The sequence below is a fragment of the Delftia sp. K82 genome (genome assembly GCF_002193035.1).
Classification (GTDB): Bacteria; Pseudomonadota; Gammaproteobacteria; order Burkholderiales; family Burkholderiaceae_C; genus Comamonas; species Comamonas acidovorans.
In genome coordinates this window covers 1823294-1847009 of sequence record NZ_MYFL01000001.1, presented here as the reverse complement: position 1 = coordinate 1847009, position 23716 = coordinate 1823294, and the positions used below count along the sequence as shown (strand labels likewise).

Here is a 23716-nt window from a genome sequence, read left to right as displayed (position 1 = left end):
GAAGCCATGAATTCTGCCGCCATCGCCCTGAACCGCTTCGGCCTGGGCGCCCGCCCTGACGAAGCACTGCCCGCCGACCCGCAGCGCTGGCTGCTGGACCAGTTCGCGCGCTACCAGCCACAGCCCCCTGCCTGGGCCGGTCACACGGACACGGACGCGCTGCTGTCCGACTACCAGTCCCGGCAGCGCGAGCTGCGCAGCCTGCCTGAAGACCAGCGCGCCGCCGCCCGCCAGCAGTTGCGCCGTGGCGCACGCAACGGCTACCTGGACGCAGTGAACGCGCGCCTGGCCAGCGCCATCGACACACCCGCGCCGTTTGTGGAACGCCTGGTGCATTTCTGGTCGAACCACTTCGCGGTCTCGGTGGAAAAGCCCGTGGTGCTCGACCTGGCCGGCGCCTACGAGGCCGAGGCCATACGCCCGCACGTGCTGGGCCGATTCGAGGACCTGTTGCTTGCCGCCGTGCGCCACCCGGCCATGCTGGTCTATCTTGACCAGGCCCAGTCGGTGGGACCCGCCAGCCCCGCTGCACAGCGCGCCGCCCGGCGCAACCCGGACAAGACACGCGGCCTGAACGAAAACCTGGCGCGGGAAATCATGGAGCTGCACACCCTGGGCGTGCGCAGCGGGTACACCCAGCAGGACGTGACCGAGTTCGCCCGCGCGCTCACCGGCTGGAGCCTGGGCAATGACGCAGGCAGCCCGGCCGCCAGCGCCGGCTTCCAGTACCGACCGGCATTGCACGAGCCCGGACCGCGCCGCCTGCTGGGCCGCAGCTATGCCGCAGGCGGGCAGGAGCAGGCGCTGGCCATCCTGCGCGACCTGGCGGCCTCCCCCGCTACTGCGCTCCATGTCGCGACCAAGCTGGCACGGCACTTCGTCGCCGACGATCCGCCGCCCGCGCTGGTGCAGCGCCTTGCGGCCGCCTACCAGCGCAGCGGCGGGGACCTGCCAGCCGTCTACCGCACGCTGATCGATTCGCCAGAACCCTGGGCCGCGCCAGCCACGAAGTTCAAGACACCCTGGGAATGGGCCGTCTCCTCAATGCGCGCACTGGGCCGGCGCGAGTTGAAAGGTGCTCAGGCCGCCGGCCTGCTCAACCAGCTCGGCCAGCCGGTGTGGCGCCCCGGCTCGCCGGCCGGCTACGACGACATCGCCGCCAGTTGGGCTGCACCCGATGCGCTGGTGCGCCGTGTCGAGCTGGCGCAGCGGCTCGCAGCCCAGGCCGGCAACAGCGTCGATGCGCGCGCGCTGGCACCCCGATTGCTGCCCAGCGATGCACTGGGCGCGGGCACGGCCGAGGCCATTGCCCGATCCGAAAGCGGCAGCGGTGCTCTCGCGCTGCTGCTGGTCTCGCCCGACTTCCTGCGCAGGTGAACACCATGACCACGATCCATACGACCGCCACGAACATCGCGACCAGCACGGCCATCGCGGCCACCACGGTGGCCAGGCGCAATCGCCGACATTTCCTGGGCCTGCTGGCCGCAGGCACCGGGCTGGCACTGGCCGCGCCCCACCTGGCGCTGGCGCGTGCAGCCACCGAGCGCCGCTTCGTGTTCATCATCCAGCGCGGCGCGGCCAACGGGCTGGAGACCCTGATTCCCTATGCCGACCCCGGCTACGCCCGGCTGCGCGGCGCCATCGCCATCGCCGTGGACACGGCTGCGGCCACGCGGCTGGACGGCATGTTCGCGCTGCATCCCTCATTGGCCGAGACCGGCAGGCTCTACGCCCAGGGCCAGGCGCTGTTCGTGCACGCGGTCGCATCGCCCTACAGTGACCGCTCGCATTTCGACGGCCAGAACGTGCTGGAAACCGGAGGCAGCGCGCCCTACCAGGTCAAGGACGGCTGGCTCAACCGCCTGGTCGCCCAGTTGCCGCACCGGGAAGAGGCCATTGCTTTCGCGCCCACCGTGCCCATGGCGCTGCGCGGGCCGGCGGAAGTGGCCTCCTACGCGCCTTCCTCCCTGCCCCAGGCCAGTGACGACCTGCTGCTGCGCGTGGCCAGGCTCTATGAGGGCGATGCGCAGCTGCATGCTCTCTGGACTTCCGCCATGGACACGCGCAGCGTGGTCATGGACGGTGGCAACAACCGGCCGCGCATGGATGGCGCCAGCCTGGGCAAGCTGGCAGCCGGCTTTCTTGCCCGCCAGGACGGGCCGCGCATCGCCATGATCGAAACCGGCGGCTGGGACACGCACAGTGCACAAAATAACCGGCTGGCAACCCAGCTCAAGAACCTCGATGCACTGATTGCGGCGCTGCATGACGGCCTGGGCGATGCCTGGTCGCAGACCGTGGTGCTGGTGGCCACCGAGTTCGGCCGCACGGCCGCGGCCAACGGCACCGGTGGCACCGATCACGGAACAGGCGCCGTCGCCATGCTGATGGGCGGCGCGGTTCAGGGCGGCCGCGTGCTGGCCGACTGGCCTGGCCTGCAGCCCGGCCAGCTATTGGAGAACCGGGATCTGAAACCGACCACCAGCGTCGATGCGCTGATTGCCTCGGCAGCCGGCGAGTGCTTCGGCATCGACCCGCAGCGGCTGGCGCGCAACCTGTTCCCCCAAGGCCATGCCCTGCCAGGCGGCGCCCCGGCGCGGTCGCTGCAGCCATTGCTGAGAGCCTGAACGCGGGCCGCGCGCCAACATGAAAAAGGGCCGGCGCCTCAAGGCGGCCGGCCCTTGTGTCATGTGCGCAAGATCTGGCGAGATCTGACCGGCGGCCGCTCAGTGGACGCTCAGTGCCTGCTCAGTGGCCGATCTCACGGCTGACCTGGTTCTCCTGCTGGTTCAGCACATGCTGCTCGCTGCGCGTGATATGACCGCCGTTCTGGCTGGCCATGAGGCGTTCTTCCTGGCGGATCCTGTGGTCCTGCTGGTGCAGCGCAGCCGCCTGGCCATGGCTGATCTCGCCCTTGCGCACTTCGTTGTGGATGCGGCGGTCCTGGTTGGCCAGGCGGCCGTTGACCTCGGCACGGCGCGGATGGGCCTGGTCCCAGGTGGCGGCGGATGCGGCGCTGCCGAGGCCGGCCAACGAAGCAGTGGCAATGACGAGCATGAAGGCTTTGCGCAGGGACATGGTGTTTCTCCTTGAAAGGATGTGGACGGACGTTGCTTGCAGAAAGCCGATGTCGGCTTGCCACATCACTTCAACGCACGGCCAAGGCCAATCCGTCGCGGCGCTTGTGCGGGGCTGCTACGCCTCGTCCTCCGCATCCCCGGCATCCCCGGTATCCCCCTCGGGCCCTACCCACCAGGCCCAGCTTTCTTCCTCGTCGGGCACGGGCAGTTCGCGAGTCTGCACTGCGTCGATACGGCGCCCGGCGCCACCGGCTTGCCATGCGTTGAGCAAGGCATCGACGGCGGCGCGGTCCACTGCGGCGATGCCCAGGTTGCGATCGGTCTGCCAGGACGGTTCACCCTCGGGTGGCGAAGCTGCCTCGGCATGCTGGTGGGGCGTGCCGTAGCTGCAGCGCATGCAGTAGTGGCGGATGCTGGCCGTCCAGTCCTCGGCATAGCCGATGCCCGGGGCTTCGGTACCCAGCAATTCCTGCAAGTCCTGCGCATTGGCGCAGGTGATGAAGACCACGAAGGTCTGGAATGCCGAGGGCTCCAGCCGCTGCAGCTCGTTGAAGACCGGCACTTCGCGCTGGCCGTTGAACCGCTGGCCGGTGGAGGCGCCGTCGTGCAGCACGATGTCGCCGAAACGATGGCCGCTTTCGGGCAGCGGCACGTTGAGCAACTGGGCGCGCACGGGGTCGATGCGGCGCATGAACACGGTCTCGCCGCCCTGCCAGGGGTGCAGGCGCACCACGGCCACGCCGTAGTCACCCTCGATGCGGCCCTGCTCGCCGGGCACCTGGATGCCGCAGGCCTTCCACAGCCTGCGCGCCGTGGTCCAGTCGGACAGCGCCGTGGCCGCGATGGCGCCATTCCAGAGGCTGGCTTCGTCGTCTTCGCCCGCCAGTGCAATGGCGCGCAGGTTGTGGTCCAGCGATGGCTGCCAATCGCGCTGGTACTTGCGCGCCAGGCCCAGCATGTAGTGGTAGTGGCGGTTGTCCGGCATGTGGGCTGCCAGCGCATCGAAGGCCTGGGCGGCCTCGGCCAGCGCGCCGCATTCCATGTCGGCATAGGCCTGGTCGTGCAGGGCTTCGAATTCGTCGGGTGTGGAGGAGGTCACGGTGCTGCGATGGGGCAATGCTGGACAGCGCCAGGCGGCTATCGCACGCCGGGCGACGAGCTGCCCATGTCGACTTTCAGGTCCGGGAAGGAACTGACCATCTGGACCTTGAAGTCGGGGAAGGAGGTGACGATCTTCCACTCCCCGCAACTGTCTGCAAAGGAGTCCACCACCTTGACCTTGAGGTCCGGGAAAGAGCTGGTGGCCTGGACCTTGATGTCGGGAAAGGAGTGCACGATCTGGACCTTGCCGTAGAGGCGGATGCCTTTGTAGGTGCAGTTTTTCTTGTCGAAGTCTGCGGCGTGAACGAAGGCCGGCAGTGCGAGACAGGCGAGGACAAGGCTGAAACGCGGCAGAAGTGGCATATGCGACAAGGGAGTGGGTCTTGAGAAACAAGCCAGGCCATGGCTTGCGGCCGCCCGCATACTAGCAGGCCGACCCACCCCTGCGAATGACGTCCCGCACATGCCGTCCATCCGTCCTCTGCGCTCCCTGCTTTTGCTGTTTCTGGCGATCTCGGTCGAGGCGCTGGCGCAAGCGCCAGCTCCCGAACCTGTCCCCGCCGCTGCGTCCGCGGCTGTGTTCGCCGATGCTTCCGTTTGCAGGCACCGGGCCGACACCGCCTGCCTGCAATCCTTCAACCTGCCGGGCGATGCGGGGCGCATGCGCTACTACGCATCGCAGGCGCCGGGGGCCAGCAACGGCGCCATGCCCCGGTCCGCGCTGGTGGTCATGCACGGGCATCCGCGCGATGCCAACCGCAGCTTCGAGGCCGGCCTGCGGGCCGCCAAAGGCGCGCAGCGGCTGCAGGACACCCTGGTCATCGCCCCGCTGTACCAGGTGCCCGAGGACCAGGCTGCGCATTGCCACAGCCGTGGCGTGCCCGCAGCCGGGAGCGCAGACGCGGTATGGACCTGCGCGGGCTGGCTGGCCGGCGAGCCCTCGCTGGGGCCGCATCCGATAGGTTCTTTCGCCGCGCTGGATGCGCTGGTGGCCGAACTCGTGCAGCGCTGGCCCGGCCTGCGCAGCGTGACCCTGGCGGGGTTTTCGGCAGGGGCTCAGATGCTGCAGCACAGCGTGGCCTTTGCTGCCGATGCGCCGGGCACAGTCACCTTGCGCTACGTGATCGCCGACCCGGGCACCTGGCTGTATTTCGATCCCGTGCGGCCACAGCCGCAGATGGCCGGGCAGAGCACCGACTGGGCAGCCTGCGGCACAGGCGCGGCGTTTCCGGGGGCGTGCAGCTATGTCTTCCATGCGCCGCCCGCCGCCAGCGCCTGCCCGGGCCATGACCGCTGGAAGTACGGCCTGCAGGACCTGCCCGGCCACCTGGGGCGCGATGCGGCTGCCGCGCGGGCCCGCTATGCGGCCGCGCAGATCGACTACCTGGAAGGCGCCCTGGACAGCAGCGCGGACAAGGGCGCGTTCTATCCCATCCTCGACAAGTCCTGTGCCGCCATGCTGCAAGGCCCGTTCCGGCTGCAGCGAGGCCACGCCTTCGCGGCCTACGAGCGCGAGCTGCTGGCGCCGCAGCGGCCACGCCGCTTCGTCGTGGTTCCGGACTGCGCCCATGATGTGGCTTGCGTGCTGCCGTCCCTGGCCGCGCGGCCCCTGCTGTTTCCACCAGCGCCCTGACCCCGCAACGGAGTGCCCCCATGACCCCCACCACCGAACAAAAGCGCGCCACCTTCCACGCCCTGCACCGCCAGGGCTGCTTTGTGCTGCCCAATCCCTGGGATGCGGGCAGCGCCCGCATGCTGCAGGGCCTGGGCTTCAAGGCGCTGGCCAGCACCAGCTCGGGCCATGCCTGGTCGCTGGGCCAGCCCGATGGCGCCATCTCCCGCGAGATGACGCTGGAGCATCTGCGCAGCCTGGTCGCGGCCACCGATCTGCCCGTGAATGCGGACTTTGAAAGCGGCTTCGGCCTGGGTCCGCAGGAAGTTGCCGAAAGCGTGCGCATGGCCGTGGACACCGGCGTGGCGGGCCTGTCCATTGAAGACTCGACAGGCGATGCAGCCAACCCCTTGCGCAGCATCGAGGAAGCCGTGGCCCGGCTGCGCGCCGCCCGTGCCGCCATCGACGAGGCCGGTGGCGGCACCTTGCTGGTCGGGCGTGCGGAGAATTTCTTCGTGGGCCGGCCCGATCTGGACGACACCATTGCCCGGCTCAAGGCCTATGCCGAGGCCGGCGCGGACTGCCTGTACGCACCCGGCATCCGCAGCGCCGAGCAGATCCGTGCCGTGGTGGCGGCCGTGGCACCCAAGCCGGTGAATCTGCTGATCGGAGGGGCCAGCGAATGGAGCCTGCAGGATGCCGAGGCCATGGGCGTGCGCCGCATCAGCGTGGGCGGCGCACTGGCGCGCGCAGCCTGGAGCGGGTTTCTGCATGCGGCGCGCTCCATTGCCGAGACGGGGCGCTTCGACGCGTTCGCCCAGGCCACGCCGGGTGCCGAACTGAATGGCTTTTTTCAGGGCAAGGACTGATCCGCACCGGCCTGCAGCCGCTGCGCGGTCATGACCCAGACTGCGATATCGAGCAGGGCGGCCGCGCGCTCCGCCGGTGGCAGCTGCAGGTCCAGCACGCCGTCCATCTGCCTTGCCAGGGAGCCCCAGCCCAGCAGCGTGCCCTCGTCGGCCCAGGCGCGGCCGGCGGCCAGCAGCGGCATGCCCGCCCCGGCCAGGCCTGCGGCCTGCATGTCGGCCAGCCAGGCCTGGCCTTGTTCCAGCCAATGGCGCAGCGGCGCGGTGGTGCTCTCGTTGCTTGCTTTGCTTGAATTGCTCATGGCGCCTTCTCCACACCGACTTCGGCAAGCGGCGGCGGCCAGGCCGTGCTGGGATGGTGCCAGTCCGCGCTGTCCTGCCAGCGCACGGAAGCCACGGCAATCTGCAACTGCCCTGCCACGAATTCCACGCGGCCAAAGACTTCCCGCAGCACGCGGCCGCGCGCCAGTTCCCTGCGCAATGCCTCACCCGCCCTGCCCTGCATGCCGTGCAGATCGCCCACCAGGGACAGGGAAGGCCCGGGCACCGGCGACTGCAATGCAATCGTCCAGCGCTGCAGCAGCTCGTCACGCTGCGCCAGGCCGCTGCCGGCCACCTGCAGCCGTGCCCAAAGGGGCGGCTGCTGGCGCCAGGGGTCGGCATGCAGTTCCTGCAGATGGCGCTGCAGCAGGGCCTGGGGATCGTCGGCCACCGGCTGTGCGCCGGTCGCCCGGGTCGGCAGCGGGCCGGTCGCCTGGGCCGGTGCCAGCCGCGTGGCGTCGCGCGCCGACAGGCGGCCATCGTCGCTGGCCCAGCCGTCCAGCAGCACATAGGGGCCTTGCAGCAGCTGCCTTGCGGTGAGGCCGCCCAGGGTTTCCGAGTCCAGCGCCCCAGCCGGTACCCACTCCGGGTCGAAGCCTTCGGCGCGCGATGCGGACCAGGTCAGATACCGACCGCTGGCCGCGTCCTGCAAATGCACGGAAAACCCGCGCTGCCCGCCGCGCGCATGCCATAGCTCGGCTGCCACGGCGTGCAGGCAAAGGCCTTGCACGCGCCGGTAGCTGCACCTGTGCACGCCCGCCAGTTCGCTCAGGGGCCGTGGCATGGGCTGTTGCGCCAGGCCGCGCAGCAGCATCCACAGCGCGGCGAGCAAGGGCGCCACGCGTTCGGCTGCACCGGCACGCCCTGCGCGCTCGTCACGCAAGGCGCGTACCAGCAGGTTGAGCACGCTGGCAGGGCGCGGCAGGTCGGCCTGGCGCAGTTCGGTGGCCAGCGCTTCACCCTGGTCCAGAAAGGCAGGGCTCATGCCTGCACGGCCCTGCAGCACCCAGCCGGTCAGCCATTGGCGCGCCTGGGCCAGCCGCTGCAATGCGCCGGCTTCCAGCGCATGCGCCGGCAGCTCCGGCATGGGTGCGCCCGCCAGGCGCCGGGCCTGCAATGCCACCAGGGCGCGGTGGGCGCAGGCCGCTGCCTTGCAACTGCAACTGGCCGCCGCAAGGCCACCGGCGCGCGGCAGGCGCACGGTGACTTCGTCGGGGTTGGACAATTCGCCGATCAGTGTGGCCGGGGCCTCTTCCAGCACTGCCTCGAAACCCTGGGCCATCCAGCGCAGGGCCTTGCGCTGGGCGGCCATTCCAAAGGCCTGGGCCACGGCGCCGGCATCGCCGTCGAGCCACGGGGCTGCAGGCGCCTGGGCCATGCCATCGGCCGGGGTCTCGTGGGCCAGCCGCGCCCGCAGGCCCAGCAGCAAGGCGCACAGATGGTGGCAGGGGCCAAAGGCGGGGCAGCTGCATTGCAGCGTGGCAAAGCCCGCGCCGGCCAGGGTCTGGACATGGCCTTCGATGCCGGCGCGGGCCTGGTTGGCAGCCAGTTCCCACTGCCCTGCATCCGCCGCCGCCAGGGCCTTGGCCCCGCGCTTGAGCAGGCCCTTGTTGGCCCAGTCGGCAATGGCGTCATCGTCCAGGGTGCGCAGCCATTCCTGCATCATGAGGGCCGCCCTCCCTGCATGGCCTGGGCCAGCCAATCCACCAGATGGTCGGGCGTCATGGCGGCAACCTGGGCGCCGCGCGCCACCAGTTGCGCGGCCAGGTCGCGGTCATAGTCGGGGTGGGCGCGGCGGTCCAGCGCAGCCAGCACCAGCACGCGGGCGCCACTGGCAACCAGACGCTCGGTCTCGGCGATGACGCGGGCCTCGTCATGGCCTTCGTACAGGTCGGTGATCAGCACGATCACGCTGCGGCGCGGCGCGGCAAGCTGCCCGGCCACATGCGCCAGTGCCGCGCCGATGTTGGTGCCCCCGCCCAGTTGCGCGCCCAGCAGCAGCTCTTCGGGCGCATGCAGCTGGCCGGTGACATCGGCCACCGCGTCGGAGAACAGCAGCACATGGGTGCGCAGGGCGCGCACGCGCGCAAAGATGCTGCCCATGACGGCGCTGTGGATGACGGATTCATGCATGGACCCGCTCTGGTCCACCACCAGCCACAGGTCCCAGGTCAGGCGCTGTGCTTCGTTCTCCCTGAAGAACAGGCGCTCCAGCACCAGCACCTGCTCCTCGCTCTGGTAGTGGCGCAGGTTGTGGCGCAGGGTGCGCGACCAGTCCAGATCGCTCATCTGCCCCTGGCCCCGGCTACTGCGGCGCCTGCGCCGCCGCCCCAGGGCCGAGTGCACGCGCGAGGACAGCCGCGCCTGCAAATCGGCCACCACGCGCGCCACCAGCCGGCGGGCCTCGGCCAGCACCTCGGGGGGCAGGCTGGTGCGCACCGCCATCAAGGCGGCCACCAGTTCGATGCTGGGCGTGGCCTCGGCCAGTACCTGGGGATCACTGAGCAGGCCATGGAGCCCATAGCGCGACAGCGCATCGCGCTGCAGCGTTTCCACGGCGCTGCGCGGGAACAGGTCGCGCACCTCGCCCAGCCAGTGCACGGCCTGCGGCTCCGGCACGTCCCTGCCGCCGTGGTGCCCGGACTGCCCGCCCCCGCCCTGCCACGCATCGGTGCCCGAGGCGTTCGCCTGCTCGCGCAGGCGGTGCTCGCGCTGGTAGAGATAGTCCAATGCCGCGTCGCGGCGTGCATCGGCGTCATCGAGCGGCTGCGCGGCAGCCAGGGGCTGGGCGGCCTCGGGCCCGAGGATGAGGCGCCAGCGCCTCAGGGTGGCGGCATCGATTGCCTGTTCCTGCATTGGCGGCTCGTGCATTGGCGGTTCGTGCATTGGCGGATCTTCCCGGCTCATGACAGTCCCCAGGGTTGCAGCAGCCGGCCCACCTGGGCCGCCAAGGCGCGGCCGTGCGCCAGGGCCTCGTCCGATGGCAGGTGCACGCAGGCCAGCGTGGTTGCGCCGGGTGACGTGGCCGCGCCCGACAGACCCGCCAGCCGCCCGGCCAGCTGCCGCAGTTCGGCACGGGTCAGCTGGGCAAAGGCCAGCCGCAAGGCCGGCAGGCCGGCCAGGAAGGCTTCTTCCGGCCAGTGCGCAATGCCGTCACTGAGCAGGCGCAGCAGCGGCGGATGGCTGAGCAGCCAGCCCTTGGCCACGCGCAAAAAGCCCTGCAGGTATTCGCCCATGGCGGCGCCATCGACCTGCGCCAGGCCCAGCATGGTGCGCAGGGCGGCATCGGTCTGCGCGATCTGCCAGCGGCCGGCCATGCTCAGAATGCCGGCCGTGGCGCCGCGCACGCGCGCGGGCGTGCTGTCGGCGCCTGCCTCATGCAAGGCGGCACAGGCATCGTGGAACAGGCCGGCGTCGGCCCAGGGCGCGTGGCGGCAGACCATGCCGTGCAGATCGGCCAGGGCATTCAGGGCCTGTGCCTGCTGGGATGCATCGCCCTCGCCCAGCCAGGGCAGGCGCAGGCAGGCCTGGGCAAAGCAGCGCTGCAGCAGCGGCAGCAGGCGCGCCAGGCCCACGCCGCCCAGCGCATGGCGGGCCTCGTAGGCCAGGGCCAGGCAGCCCGTGGCGCGGGCCAGGGCCAGCGCGTCGTGGCTGCGCTCCATCCAGGCCTGCACGGTGTCCAGCACCTGTTGGGCGATGCCGTCCAGCCCCATGACCAGCACCTCCAGCACGCGCTGCGCGGGCTCCGTGTGGGCCGTCTGCGCCAGGCGCTCGCGCACGAGGTGCACCGCGGCTTCCTCCAGGCTGGAGCCGTGGCACATGGCCTCGGTCAGGGCCACCGTGGTCTCGATCTGCCAGCCCAGCGTCCAGACCTCGCGCACACGCGCCAGGCCCGTGCCCGCCACGAAGTCCGGCCCGGCCAGGCGCTGCGCATAGGGCACGCCCAGGCAGCACAGGCGGTGCAGCCCCTGCGACAGCCGGCGGTGGCGCGCGCTGCGGTAGATGTCCAGCTCCTTGCGCACGGGTGCGGCAGGCCGCACGGGCAGGCGGTGGCGCAGGCAGAAGGTCTGCACATCGACCAGCAGCGGGGCGGCCGGCGCGTTGGGTGGCAGCTGGCCGTAGTCGTCGGCGTCCAGCAGCCATTGACCGGTCTGCTGCCCGGTCTGCTGCCCGGTCTGCTGCACCATAGGCTGCGGTCGCAGGGCCTGGGCATGCTCCTTGAACACGGCGCTGTCCAGCGCTTCCAGCAGCTCCGCCCGGCCGCCGCGGCAGGCGCGCAAGGCGGCCAGGCCATGGGCCAGGCGCACGGCCTCGGCCGCGTCAGGCAGGCTGGCTGGCATGCCCCGGGCGCGCAGGCTGTTCACGGTGCGTGCCGCCATCTCGGGCCAGGCCTGGGCATCGGGTTGCGAGGCGCCCTGCTCCAGCGCCCGCCATACGCCCTGGTAGTAGCCAGGCATGGGCATGCCGGCCGCGTAGCCGCTGGCGCGCTCCAGCCGCTGCAGCGTGTAGGCAATGAGGTGCACGCCCACATCGATGGCGGGCCTGGCGTCCGCAGGCCGGGCGGGGGCCGAGAGGCCGGCAACGATGCCGGGCACATGGAAGCCGCCGCAGACCACCAGGCAGCGCCCGCCTTCGGCCAGGGCCGCGCTGACCTGAGCGGCCATGTGGGCCTCGCGCGCCACGTCCTCGGCATCCATGCCGCTGCCGCCCGCGCCCTGCTCGCGCTCGCGCAGCAGCTGGCTGAAGGCCAGCACGCCGGCAAAGTACGCCTGGGGCGAGGCGTCCTCGTTGCCAGATTCGTAATGCCGGTCCCACCATTCGTCGAAGTCGCGGCAGCCGCTGGCCTGGATGAGGCCGGCCAGCACGTCGGGCGCTCGCCGCGCGGGCTCGTCGGCCAGCAGGGGTTCGGGCGCGCAGGCGAAGTAGTCCAGCTGCGCGGCCTGCGCCAGCCTGTCGGCATAGGGCAGGTCGATGAAGCGCACGGCGCTGCGCAGCCGCGCCGCCTCGCGCAGGGCCACCCATTCGGGCGAGAAGGCGGCAAAGGGCACGTAGCAACGGCAGCGCCAGTCTTCTTCGGCCGCGCCGGGCCCGGCCATGGCCGCATGCAGGTAGGCGGCCAGCGGGGGACGCGCCTGGGCGTGCTGCAGCGCGGGCAGCAGGGCATCGAGCTCGCCCGGGCCTTCGATCAGCACGTGGGTGGGCTTGAACTCGCGCATCAGCGCGCGCAGGTGGTGGGCGCAGCGCGGGCTGTGGTGGCGCACGGGCACCAGGCGCAGCTGCGGCAGCGGCGCCAGCCACGCGGCAGCGTCAGTGCTCACGGCCGCCTGCGACAAAGTCCTGCCACTGCGGCTGCCCTGCGCGCTGGCGTGCCACCACGCGCAGGTATTCGGCGAAACGGCGCCGGTCCTCGTCGTCGTCCTTGATCACCGTGCCCAGCAGGTGGCGCGCAAGATGGGCCGGTCCCACCTGCTCCTGCCCGAAGTACCAGCACTGGCAGGCGGCGTTGAAGGCCACGTCGATGGCCTCGGCCGTGGACAGCACGGTGCCCGGCCGCTCCACGGCCGTGCCCTCCACGCTGCCGCTGCGCAGCTCCTGGAAGGCCGTGGCCAGCAGGGCCAGCACATCGGGCGCGACGGTGGTGCCGATGCGCTGCTGCGCCAGTGCGCGGCCCACCTCCTGTCCTATCAATGCGGCCTGCGCGGCCACGCCTTCGAGCGGGCGCATGGTCTCGAAGTTGAAGCGGCGCTTGAGCGCGGCCGACATCTCGTTGACGCCGCGATCGCGCAGGTTGGCCGTGGCAATCACATTGAAGCCCGGCCGTGCCAGCAGCCAGGGCTGCTCGTGCTTGAGTTCGGGAATCTGCAGCAGCCGCTCGGAGAGCACGGGCACCATGCAGTCCTGCACTTCGGTGGAGCAGCGCGTGATTTCCTCGAAACGCAGCAGCCGCCCTTCCCCCATGGCGCGGTGCAGCGGGCCGGGCACCAGGGCTTCGGGGCCAGGGCCGTCGCGCAGCAGCAGGGCGTAGTTCCAGCCATAGCGGATCTGCTCTTCCACCACGCCGGCACCGCCCTGCACGGTGAGCTTGCTGTCGCCGCTGATGGCGGCGGCCAGCAGCTCGGACAGCAGGGACTTGGCCGTGCCCGGCTCGCCCACCAGCATCAGGCCGCGCTGGCCGGCCAGGGTGACGATGGCGCGCTCGACCAGGGCATCGTTGCCGTGGATCTTGCGCGCGATGGCAGGCCCGCCGCCGTCAGGCTCCGCACCGCCCAGGATGAAGCGCCGCACGGAGCGCGGGCTCAGGCGCCAGCCGTCGGGGCGCGGGCCCTGGTCGGCGGCCTGCAGGGCCGCAAGTTCCTGGGCGTGGGCCATCTCGGCCGGCAGCCGCTGGGCGGCAGGCTCCGGGGTGGCCGCTGCAATGCGTTTGGTGGCCATCAGTCGCTCTCTTTGGTGCTGGCCGATTTGGCGGCGATGGCCGCGAACTGCGCCATCAGCGTGGCCTGCAGTGCGCGCGGCCACTGCTGCGGCTGCAGCCGGGGCCAGCGGCCATCTTCGCCGCGATGGCTGCTGTCATAGACCACGGCATGGGTGATGTCCACGCGGTTGTCCAGGTCCATGAACGGCAGGTAGCGCCCGTGGTGGAGTTCGATGTACAGCTGCGGGCCTGCCAGGTCCAGCTTGTGCTCGTAGATGCCGGGGCCGTCCCCCACGGGGCCGGGGCGGTAGTTCCACTTGGCCAGCAGGCCGGACAGCGCGCCCTGGCGTATCTGCAGCGGGCCGGCGGGGTGCAGGGCATGGTTCTTCCACTGCCCGGCTTCGGGCAGTTGTGCGCCTGCGTTCAACTGGTCGATCAGCGGCTGCAGCTCGTAGTCGGCCAGGCAGGTGCGCCAGGCCTCAACCTCGCCCGCTGCAGCATCGACCGGATGCCAGAGCAGCACCTGCGCATCGTCGGGCAGCTCCACGGCATCGTCGTTGGCGTCGAGCAGGGAAAAGTCCTCGGCAATGCGAAAGCTCGCGCCCTGCTCCAGCCGCCAGATCAGGCTGCGGCCCACGATGCGCAGCAGGGGATGCAGCAGGAACAATCTGCGCCAGCGCGGGACGGACCAGCGCTGTCCCGTCATGAAGGCGGTACCCAGGCGCGGCACCTGCTGCTTGGCGATGGCCTTGACGCCAGCGGCAACGGTCTTGAATTCGGCCTGGGCCGCATTCCACTGCAGGCGCAGCGATTCGTCCTTGAGCGCAGGCAGGGTCTTGGAGGCCTTTCCCTTGTCGCCCACCACGCGCAGGCTCAGGTCGCCCTGCAGCTGCAGGCGGTAGCGCTGCGGGCCCACCTCCAGCACCAGGCCTTCGCCGCCCAGGCCGAAATCGGGCGTCAGCTCGTCATACAGCTCGATCAGGCTCAGGCCGCGGCGCTGGGCGGCCGCCTTGAGCGCGTCATGCGTGGCTTCAATCACCAGATCCTTGAGCTTGCGCGAGCTGGACAGGGTCTGGACCTGGGACAGCGCGTACAGCGTGTCCAGCGCACCGAGCTGCTCCACGGCGATGATGGCGCGCAGCTTCTTGCTCCAGCCCCAGGCCTTCACGGCGGCCACCAGGGTCTGCACCAGGCGGTCGTCGATATGGCCGGTGGCCAGGCGCAGCGCCCAGCGCGCCTTGGGCTCGCCCTCCAGGGCCACCCAGGCATTGACCAGGTGCAGGGACAGCTGGGCGCGGCTTTCGGCCGGCACATGGGCCAGCAACTGCTCCACCAGCGGCGGCAGTTCTTCCTCGGCCGTGGCCACCAGGTGCAGCACGGTGCGTGCCGCATGCCCGGACAGCGGCGCGAACAGGGCCAGGGTCTCTGGCTGGTCATAGGCCTTGATGCTGCTGGAAAAGCGCTTGAAGCGCGCCACGCGGGCCTCCAGCGCATCGAGCGGGACCCGGCCCCCCTCCCCCTGCGCCACGGTCAGAGCGCCTGGCACTGAGACACCCAGGGCCAGCAGCCGGCCCTCGACCATGCTTTCGGAGCCCAGGTCCAGGCCCGTGCGCAGCAGCGCCTGCAGCAGCGGTGCGACCCCGGGATCGGGGTGGGCCAGCAGGATGTCGCGGCAGGCCAGCTGCATCGCTTTCTCGCGCCGCTGCAGCCAGGCGTTGGACTCGAAGACAGCGCCTACGGCCTGCGCATCCAGCCCTTGCATGAAGCGCGCCACCGCTTCGCGCAGCGCCCGCGAGCTGCTGGCAGCCAGCAGTTCGCCCAGCAGAGGCAGCCGGGCATGCAGCATGGCCGGGTCCAGCTGCGCCAGCAGCGGGGCCAGGCGCACGGTGGGAATCTCGCGCAGATAGTCGGGCTGCTCGGTCAGCATCTGGTTGAGCAGGCCGATGAAGGGCTCAATGCGCGATTTCTGCAATATGCAGCGCAGCAGATGGGGCAAAAGCTCCGGGTAGCGTGCCGTCCAGATCTGCCGGGCGACCACCGCATCGAAGTGGTACTTGGGCTGCCATCCTTCGATCCAGGCGACGAAGGGCGCGGCATCCTCCCGCACCAGGCGGTCGAAAATGGGGATGAAGTAATCAGCCGGCTCGCGGTCCGCCCTGCCCAGCAGCAGGTTGACCAGTTCCAGGCGCCGCTGGGCGTCGGCGCCCAGGTCCCAGCGCAGCGCGATCAGGCCCGGGTCTTCGTTGATGGGCTTGTCGTCGAACCAGTCGGGATGGCGGCGGTAGAAGTCGTACCAGGGCGCGCAGCGCTGCGGGTGCGGAACGTCGCTGTGCCGCGTCATGTAGACATCGCGGATGTCGGCATAGAGCGCGCCGCCGCGCTCGGCCAGCTCCATCAGGTCCTGGTCTTCCAGGCTGCCCAGCAGCAGCTTCCAGTCGGTTCTGTCATACCTGGCGCCGGACTGGACGTTCAGCTCTGCGGCCCAGTCCAGCTGCTGCATCACCCGTTCGCGGCTGATGCCCGGGTACCAGAGCCAGCCGAACATGTCCAGGATGCGGATTTCACGGTAGTCGTTGTCGCCGTCCGGCGCAGGTGGACGGGCCAGGCTGGCGCGCGCCATCTGCTCGAACTCGGCCGCAAGCTCGGGGCTGTGGCGTGGAATGTCGCCGTCCAGGCTGCCGTCGATCCTGCGCCCGAAGGGGATGGTCTGCCGCGCGAAGGCCAGCCACAGGTCATGGTCATGGGTCCAGGGCAGATCGAAGTTGCCCAGGGCGCGGATGGGGTTGGAATAGTCGTCGAAGGCCTTGCGCGTGAAGGCGCCCACTTCGTCATGCCGGCCCGCGCGCATGCGGCTGGCCAGCACCTGGACAAGTTCGGCGGGTGGCAGCGAGGCGCTCAGTTCCTCCAGCGTGGCCTGGTCGGTGTGTTCTAGGGTCGAAGAGGTCATGGATTCAGGGGTTCTGGAGGGAGTCAAACCTGGGCTGCAGCTGCTGCGGCCGCCGCGCCCGCAGCGCGCGAGGCCAGGGCCTGGAGCATGGCGCACAGCGATGCCTGCAGCGGCAGCGGCCATTCGGCCGGGGGCAGCAGGCGGTCGGCGGCCATGTCGCGCAGGGCAAAGCCTTCGATGTCGATCTCATGGCCGGGCTCGTAGTACGGCATGGCCGCGCTGTGCAGCAGTTCCACGCGCCAGCGCTGCACGGCAAAGTCCCGCAGGTGCAGGTAGATGCCGGGGCCATCGCACACGGGGCCGGCATGAAAGCGCCATGGGCCTGCCAGGCCGTCCAGCGCCTGCTGCGTGAGCCGTATCGGTGCCAGGGGCTGCAGCAGCTCCTGCTGCCACTGGCTGGCCAGCGGCAGGTCGGCGGGCGCATCGACCTGCTCGATCAGGGCCTTGAGGCCGTAGTCGGCCAGGCATTCGCGCCACTGCGCACGCTCCTGCTCGGTGGCCTGCGCGGGGTGCCACAGGGCGATGCGGCCCTCGGCCGGCAGTTGCACCGCGTCGCTCTCGGCATCGACCAGGGACAGGTCTTCGGCAATGCGCAGGCTGAACGGCTGGCCGGCCGCGGGCTCCACCCGCCAGACCAGGCCCTGTGCCACCACGCGCAGCAGCGGGTGTTCCAGGAAGAGGCGGCGCCAGGTGTCCAGCGGCCAGTGCCGGCCCAGCATCAGGCAGGACTGCAGGCGCGGCGCCTGCTGCTGCAGCACGGCCTTGATGCCCTTGGACATCGTCTTGAGCCGCGCGTCGGCCGCATCCCACTCCGTGCGCAGGCCCTCGTCGGCCAGGGCCGGCAGGCTGCGCACCAGCTTGCCGGCCGGCGTGCGCAGGCGCAGCGACAGGTCGCCCTGCAGCAGCACGTCATAGGTCTGCGCGCCCACCTGCAATTGCACGCCCCGGCCCAGGTCGAAGTCCGGGGTCAGCTCATCACTGAGGTCGGCCAGCGCCATGCCGCGCCGCGTGGCGGCCTCGGCCAGCACGGCCTGTGCAGCGGCCAGCACGCTGGGCTTGAGCGTCTTGCCGGTGGCCAGGGCCTGCACGCAGGACAGGGCATAGACCGTGTCGAGCCGGCCCAGCTGCTGCAGCGCGACCACGGCACGCTCCTTGCGCGTCTTGTGCCAGGCCAGGGCGGCCGAGGACAGCACATCGACGATGCGGTCGTCCGCCGCGCCGGGCAGCAGCTTGAGCACCCAGCGCGATTCGGGCGCGCCATCGGCAGCCACCCAGTGCTGGACCAGGGCCAAGGCCAGCCGCGCACGGTTCTCGGCGCTGGCCTGGGCCAGCAGTTGGCGGGCCAGCGCCGGCAGCTCCTGCGGGCTGGTGGCCGCCAGGTGCAGCAGCGCACGCGCGGCCTGGGCCGACAGGGGCGCGAGCAGGTCCAGCAGCACCGGCTGGTCCAGCGCGGCAATGGCGGGCGACAGGCGCTGCAGGCTGGCGGCCTGGGCTTCAAGCCCTGCCAGGGAGCCGGCACCATCGCTGCCAGCTGGCGCGGCCTCGCCGGCAGGTGGCCTGGCTGCGTCCGCAACCGGGGCTGTGGCACCCAGATCCTTCAGGCGCGCCTGTACCGGGCCTTGCTCGGCCACGTCCAGCAATCCACCGGACAGCAGTGCCGACAGCAGGCTGCCAGACGCCGGATCAGGATGGGCCACCAGCACATCGCGGTAGGCCAGCACCAGATTCTTGTTGGGCTTGGCCAGCCAGCCGGCGGCCTGGGGCGCATCCACGGGCAAGGCAGACAGGGCCTGTGCCAGCGCCGCACGCAAGCCCTTGGAGGCACTGCTGGAGGCGGCCTTGCCCAGTTGCGGCAGCAGCCGCTGCAGCGTGTCCACGCGCAGCGCGGGCAGCAGGTGCGTGAGCGGGCCGGCGGCCAGCCGGGCCAGGTCGCCAGGGCGATCGGCCAGCAGGGTCTCGGCCACCGGGGCGTAGCCGGCGCGGTCGGATTCGTGCTTGCAGCCGTCTGCGCAGGCCGGCAATAGCAGCGGCAGCAGGGCCGGCCACCGGGCGTCCCACAGCCGCTGCGCCACGACGGGATTGATCGCCAGGTGGCCCAGTTGCTTGAACCAGGCGACCAGCGGTGCGGCATCGGTCTGCAGCATGCGCTCCACCAGGGCACGGTCATGCGGCCAGTCATCGTCCGAGGCAAAGCACAAGGCCTTGAACAGGTCCTGGGCCAGCAGGTCGCGGCGCGCGGCATCGGCCGTTTCCCAGCGCGATGCAATCAGCACGTGCTCGGGCAGGCGCAGCTGGTCAAGCACGGCGGGGAATTGCGCAAAAAAATCCCGCCACAGCGCCCAGCGCTGCGCTGCAGGCCGCGTGCGCTGCAGCGGCAGCTGGCGTTGGACGATGTCGCGGCTGAGCTGGCCGCCGCCGTCCTCGATGGCCATGGCCAGCAGTTCGGGCTCGGGCAGCTGGTGCAGCAGGTGCTGCCAGTGGCAGTAGTACTGCGCGCCGGGCGCAATGCCGGCCTTTGCGCTCAGTTCCCGCGCCCAGCGCAGCAGGCCGGTGATCTCGGCACTGGACATGCCTTCATGGCCCAGCACGCCAAACACCTGCCTGAGCACGAGGTCGTAGCCATCGCGCAATCTCCAGGGCTGGTGGGTGCGGCTGCCCCAGTCATCCAGCCAGGCGCGGGCCAGTGCCGTCAGCTCTGCGGTCAGCTCGGCACTGCGCCGGGGCACGCCCGAGTTGCCCCCATAGAACTGTCCCAGCGGAAGGCTGATGCGCGCCAGCGCCAGCCACAGCGCGTGGTCGCGCTGCCAGGGCGCATGCTCGCCGGGCAGCTGGTGCAGCCGCTCCTGGCACAGGCTGCTGCTGTCGCGCAGGAAGTCCGCCACCTCGGCATCACGCCCCTGGGCCAGGCGCTTTGCCATTTCGGCGGCAAAGGCCGGCATGCCCTCGCGCCCGGCCGGCGCGGCCGTGTGCAGTTCGTACAAAGCCTGCAGGGGAAGCGCTGCTGTCTCGTTGTTGCTCATGGTCTGTGGAGTCTTCGGTGATGGGCGGTCGGGCGGCCAACGTTTCAAGGGGTCAAAGGTTCACAAAGACAAGGACTCAGGCAGCCGCCTTGGCCGCCAGGGCCAGCCACTGGCCTTGCAGCGTGGCCAGCAGCGGCTTGGGCAGCCGGGCCGGGTCGGCGCTGGCCCCGTATTCCTTGCTCAGGTCGTGCACGCGCAGGCCTTCCACGGCCACGGGCAGGCCCAGGTCCAGGTAGGGCGGGAAATAGCCGTGCGACAACTCCAGGCTCAGCTCCAGCGCGGGCAGGCGCCACACATGCTCATTGATGCTGGGGCCATCGCCCACGGGGCCGGGCCGGTAGCCGAACTTCTTGAGCAGGCCGCCAAGCTGCTCCTGCGCCAGCGTGATCGGCGCGGGCGGCAGCAGCATGCCGTTCTTGAACTGGCCGGGCGCGGGCTGCTCGGCGCAGGCGCCCAGCTGGTCAACCAGGGGCTCCAGCTCATAGTCGGCCATGTAGGTCTGCCAGGCTTCGCGCTCGCCGGGCTGGGCCGTGGCCGGGTGCCAGAGGCTGATGCTGCAGCCAGCGGGCAGGGTCACGGTTTCATCCTCCACATCAACCAGCGAGAAGTCCTCGGCCAGGCGGAAGCTGGTGCGCGCCAGGCCCGGCGCATCCTCTGCGCGCCAGATCAGGCTGCGCCCCACGATGCGCAGCAGCGGGTGGGCCACGAACAGCCGCTGCCAGCGATCCAGCGGCCAGCGCTTGCCGCTGACCAGGGCCGCCAGCATGCGCGGCGCCTGCTGCTTGACCACGGTCTTGAGGCTGGTGGCCAGGGTCTTGAGCTGCGCGGTGGCCGCCTCCCATTCGGGCTTGAGCGCCTCGTCCTTGACCGCAGGAATGGTCTTGCTGGCCTTGTTCTTGTCGTTGATGACGCGCAGGCTCAGATCGCCCTGCAGCTCCACGCGGTAGCTCTGCGGCCCGACCGTGACCGTCAGGCCCTGGCCCAGGCCGAAGTCCGGCGTCAGCTCGTCGAAGAGTTCGGGCACGCTCATCTTGCGGCGCGCGGCGGCAGCGCGCAGGGCGCTGCGCGCCGTGCGCTGCACCTGGTCCTTGAGCGAGCGCGACTCGGAGATCTCCTGCACGCGCAGCAGAGCGTAGAGGCTGTCCACCTCGCCCAGATGCTCGACGGCGGCGGCCGCGCGCTGCAGGCGCGGGCGGTTCCAGGCCTGGACGGCGGACACCAGCGCATCGACCACGCGGTCATCGGCATGGCCGGGCAGCAGCCTGAGCGCCCAGCGCTGCTTGGGTTCGCCCTCGGAAGCAATCCATTGCTGCACCAGGGCCAGCGCCAGGCGGGCACGGTTGTCGGCCGGAATGCGCGCCAGCAGCTCGCCGGCCAGCGGCGGCAGGCCGCCTTCGGCAATGGCGGACACATGCAGCAGCACGCGGGCCGCGTGTTCGGACAGCGGCGCGCACAGCGCCAGCAGCTCGGGCGTATCAAAGGGCTTGATGGCCGCGCTCAGGCGCTTGATGGAGGCGAGCTGGGCTTCCAGATCCACGCCGCCAGCGGCAGACGCTGGCGATGCGGCATCTGCCTGGCTTTCATCCGATGTCGAGGCGCCCTGCCCTGTCAGGCCCAACTGCTGCAGCCGCTGCTGCACGCTGCTGGCCGAGGCCGCATCCAGCTTGCCGCCGGCCAGCAACTGCGCCAGCAAGGGACCGACAGCGGGGTCGGGGTGGGCCAGCAGCACGTCGCGGCAGGTCAGCAGCAGGTTCTTGGGCGGTTTGTTCAGCCAGCCGGCATCCACCAAGCTGGCCAGCGGAATATGGGCGGCCAGGCCGGCCATGGCGGCGCGCAGGCCCTTTGCGCTGCTGCCGGTGATGATGGCGGTCAGCGCAGGCAGCGCGGCCTTCAGGCTGGCGGTGTCGAACGCGGGCAGCACATTGACCAGGTCCTTGACAGGCACCTCGGCCAGATCGGCCGGGCGGCGGGTCACCAGTTCGCGGATCACGCTGCGGTAGCGGCGCAGCTCGTCCTCGCGGTCGCAGCGCTGGGCCATGGCGGGCAGCAGCAGGGGCAGCAAGGCGGCATCGTCGTGCTTCATGACATGCATGGCCAGCGCCAGGCTGATCTGGTAGCGGCCGTTCTCGCGCAGCTGCTTGGCAAAGGGCGCGGGATCCTCGGCCACCAGGCGGTCCAGCAATTGCAATGCACTCGTCCGCTCGGCACGCTGGGAGTAGGTCAATTGGCTGAGCAGCAGCGCGGCCAGCTCCTCTCGCCGGGGCGCGCCGGCACTGGCCCAGCGCTGCCCGATCAGGTCGGGATCATCTATATAGGATTTGTCGAAGAGCTGGGGATGCTCGGCAAAGAAAGGCAGCCAGTCCTTCCAGCCCTGGCCCTTGGGCTGCCTGGGCTGGCGCTCGTTGCGGTAGTGGTCCAGCACATCGTCGAACAGCTTGCCGCCCACGACGGCGTAGCGCAGCAGGTCGGCATCGTTCAGCTGGGCGACCAGGGGCTTCCAGGCCGCGTGGTACTCATGGCTGCGGCGGAACCCGGCCTCCTCGCGCAGCGCCAGCGCCCAGTCCAGCGTGGACGTCACCTCGTCATAGGGCATGCCGGGATAGCTGAGCCAGGGCAGCAGGCTGCCGAGCACCAGGCCTATGCCCTTGTACACAGGCAGGTCGGCGCTGCGGGCGTGGGCCAGCCATTGCTCGGCCAGCACGCGCACTTCGGCAGCCACATGGGCATTGGTCAGCTCCTCGCTGCGGCCCGACAGCACATGGCCGCGCGGCACGGTGAGCCGCGCAAAGGCCAGCCAGCGATCGCCGTCACGCGACCAGGGTGCGTCGCTGCCGCTCAGATGCCCCAGGATGTTGAGACAACGCTCCTCGCAGTCGCGCAGGAAGGTGCGTGCCTCGTCGGCCCGCCCGTCATGCAGGCGGGCATCGAGTTCGGCGGCAAAGGCCTCGTCGCTGAGGCTTTCATGCAGCCGGTCATAGAGATCGCTCAGGGAAGCCGCGTGAAGATCGGTAGTGCTCATGGGGATGAGGAGATGAACAATGTGGGCAGCCGCAAACCAGGGCCTGCCGGGATGGAGACGGGGGTGGAGCCTGCACCGGACGGAAGCAAAAGTTCTTGATCCATCCGGACAGTCCCTCGGAAAACTCACAGATTCATGCCCTGCGTATGTCGTCAGCTTTGGAAAAATCTGTAGCGCCATCCGCAACGGCCACGCCATTGTTCCCCGGCACGCACGCGGTGCGGGCGCCGATCTTGTCAGGTCGCGGGCACCGCCACTTGACAGGCTGTCAAGCAGGCGACTGCCACCGCTGCGGGCCATGGACTGTACTGGGGACTTTTCGCCCAGGCGTACTGCCCGGCCCCGCCATGCCGCCGATACCATGGACCGCGACATGACACGCGCCGTGACACGGGAGCCTGACCATCTAATCGCCGCCGCCGCCGCCGCAGCCGGCCTGGACCGCGGCGCCCGGCATGCGGCCGACCTGCGGGGCATTGCACCCCGGGCCGGCGGCTCCCACGCCCCCAGATGGAAACCGCCCAGGGCCTGTGCGCCCTGCGCTGAAGCCCCTAACCCAAGAACCACGACCCCGGAGACACCCCATGCCCCAGACGCACAAGCTCTTTGATGACGACGCCTACCTGGACCGCTGCGAAGCCACCGTGACGGCCGTCAGCCCCGAAGGCATCGAGCTCGATGCCACGGTCTGCTATGCCCGCAGCGGCGGCCAGGCCGGCGACACCGGCACGCTGACCCTGGCCGATGGCCGCAGCCTGGCGCTGATCGACACCGTCTATGCCGATGACCGACAGCGCATCCTGCATGTGCTGCAGACCGATGCCCCGCCCCAGGTGGGTGAACGTGTCCAGGTGGTGATTGACTGGGACAGGCGCCACCGGCTGATGCGCCTGCACACCTGCCTGCACCTGCTGGGCGTGCTGGTGCCTGTGCCCGTGACGGGCTGCAGCATCTCGCCGGACTCGGCACGCCTGGATTTCGACCTGCCCGAGTCCACGCTGGACAAGGCCGATCTGACGGAGCGCCTGAACGCCCTGATCGCCGCCAGCCATGCGGTGAACGTGGACCGCATCACGCCCGAGCAACTGGCTGCACAGCCCGACCTGGTGCGCACCGCAGGCGCCGCGCCCCCAGGCGGCACGGCGACGATCCGCATCATCGACATCCCCGGCCTGGACCGCCAGCCCTGCGGCGGCACGCATGTGCGCAGCACGGCCGAGATAGGCACGGTGGCCGTTACCAAGATCGAGAAGAAAAGCCGCACCAACCGGCGCGTGGTGGTGCAGTTCGCCTGACACCCCCCAGACCTGTTGATGCCAGACCTGTTGATGCCAG

16 protein-coding genes are annotated in these 23716 nt (G+C 70.5%); 5 read left to right on the top strand and 11 right to left on the bottom strand.

Going from position 1 to position 23716, the window contains the following annotated elements; genetic code table 11:
• The first annotated feature begins 6 nt into the window (after window positions 1-6).
• Both KDK82_RS07985 and KDK82_RS07980 read left to right on the top strand, forming a co-directional pair.
• Window positions 7-1377 (top strand): DUF1800 family protein, encoded by a 1371-nt coding sequence (locus KDK82_RS07985; RefSeq protein ID WP_088164499.1) that lies wholly within the window; start codon window positions 7-9, stop codon window positions 1375-1377.
• Between the two features lie 5 nt (window positions 1378-1382).
• Window positions 1383-2630: a DUF1501 domain-containing protein gene (locus KDK82_RS07980; RefSeq protein WP_088165465.1), complete on the top strand. Its 1248-nt coding sequence runs from the start codon at window positions 1383-1385 to the stop codon at window positions 2628-2630.
• A 121-nt stretch (window positions 2631-2751) separates the two neighbouring features.
• Here KDK82_RS07980 and KDK82_RS07975 read toward each other — a convergent pair whose 3' ends face one another.
• From KDK82_RS07975 to KDK82_RS07965, 3 genes are all read right to left on the bottom strand, one after another.
• Window positions 2752-3081: a hypothetical protein gene (locus KDK82_RS07975; protein ID WP_034394585.1), complete on the bottom strand. Its 330-nt coding sequence runs from the start codon at window positions 3079-3081 to the stop codon at window positions 2752-2754.
• Window positions 3082-3198: 117 nt separating this feature from the next.
• Window positions 3199-4182 carry a hypothetical protein gene (locus KDK82_RS07970; RefSeq protein WP_088164498.1) on the bottom strand — a complete coding sequence of 328 codons (984 nt, stop codon included), beginning with the start codon at window positions 4180-4182 and terminating at the stop codon, window positions 3199-3201.
• Between the two features lie 38 nt (window positions 4183-4220).
• On the bottom strand, window positions 4221-4547 hold the full coding sequence (locus KDK82_RS07965) for a hypothetical protein (RefSeq protein WP_225971107.1): 327 nt from the start codon (window positions 4545-4547) through the stop codon (window positions 4221-4223).
• A gap of 100 nt (window positions 4548-4647) precedes the next feature.
• Between KDK82_RS07965 and KDK82_RS07960 the strand changes: the two genes are divergently transcribed.
• Both KDK82_RS07960 and KDK82_RS07955 read left to right on the top strand, forming a co-directional pair.
• Window positions 4648-5817 carry a hypothetical protein gene (locus tag KDK82_RS07960; RefSeq protein WP_088164497.1) on the top strand — a complete coding sequence of 390 codons (1170 nt, stop codon included), beginning with the start codon at window positions 4648-4650 and terminating at the stop codon, window positions 5815-5817.
• A 20-nt stretch (window positions 5818-5837) separates the two neighbouring features.
• Window positions 5838-6665, top strand: coding sequence for an oxaloacetate decarboxylase (locus tag KDK82_RS07955; RefSeq protein WP_034394596.1), 828 nt, complete (start codon window positions 5838-5840; stop codon window positions 6663-6665).
• Here the strand turns inward: KDK82_RS07955 and KDK82_RS07950 are convergent.
• From KDK82_RS07950 to KDK82_RS07915, 8 genes are all read right to left on the bottom strand, one after another.
• A complete protein-coding gene (locus KDK82_RS07950) occupies window positions 6650-6964 on the bottom strand; it encodes a hypothetical protein (protein WP_088164496.1) in 315 nt (104 codons plus the stop codon). The two genes, KDK82_RS07955 and KDK82_RS07950, sit on opposite strands and share 16 nt — an antisense overlap.
• The gene (locus tag KDK82_RS07945; protein ID WP_088164495.1) at window positions 6961-8649 is read right to left on the bottom strand and encodes a hypothetical protein; all 1689 of its coding nucleotides are present in this window, start codon (window positions 8647-8649) and stop codon (window positions 6961-6963) included. The genes KDK82_RS07950 and KDK82_RS07945 overlap by 4 nt, the downstream gene beginning before the upstream one ends.
• Window positions 8646-9839, bottom strand: a complete 1194-nt coding sequence (locus KDK82_RS07940; protein WP_088164494.1) for a VWA domain-containing protein — start codon at window positions 9837-9839, stop codon at window positions 8646-8648. Before KDK82_RS07940 ends, KDK82_RS07945 begins: the two co-directional genes overlap by 4 nt.
• A gap of 47 nt (window positions 9840-9886) precedes the next feature.
• A complete protein-coding gene (locus KDK82_RS07935; protein WP_088164493.1) occupies window positions 9887-12301 on the bottom strand; it encodes a DUF5682 family protein in 2415 nt (804 codons plus the stop codon).
• Window positions 12291-13415 (bottom strand): AAA family ATPase, encoded by a 1125-nt coding sequence (locus KDK82_RS07930; RefSeq protein ID WP_034394609.1) that lies wholly within the window; start codon window positions 13413-13415, stop codon window positions 12291-12293. Before KDK82_RS07930 ends, KDK82_RS07935 begins: the two co-directional genes overlap by 11 nt.
• Window positions 13415-16342, bottom strand: a complete 2928-nt coding sequence (locus KDK82_RS07925; RefSeq protein ID WP_088164492.1) for a DUF4132 domain-containing protein — start codon at window positions 16340-16342, stop codon at window positions 13415-13417. Before KDK82_RS07925 ends, KDK82_RS07930 begins: the two co-directional genes overlap by 1 nt.
• Before the next feature lie 23 nt (window positions 16343-16365).
• Window positions 16366-19362, bottom strand: coding sequence for a DUF4132 domain-containing protein (locus KDK82_RS07920; protein ID WP_088164491.1), 2997 nt, complete (start codon window positions 19360-19362; stop codon window positions 16366-16368).
• A gap of 76 nt (window positions 19363-19438) precedes the next feature.
• Window positions 19439-22381 (bottom strand): DUF4132 domain-containing protein, encoded by a 2943-nt coding sequence (locus KDK82_RS07915; RefSeq protein ID WP_088164490.1) that lies wholly within the window; start codon window positions 22379-22381, stop codon window positions 19439-19441.
• Between the two features lie 584 nt (window positions 22382-22965).
• Between KDK82_RS07915 and KDK82_RS07910 the strand changes: the two genes are divergently transcribed.
• Window positions 22966-23676 carry an alanyl-tRNA editing protein gene (locus tag KDK82_RS07910; RefSeq protein ID WP_088164489.1) on the top strand — a complete coding sequence of 237 codons (711 nt, stop codon included), beginning with the start codon at window positions 22966-22968 and terminating at the stop codon, window positions 23674-23676.
• Window positions 23677-23716: the final 40 nt, after the last annotated feature.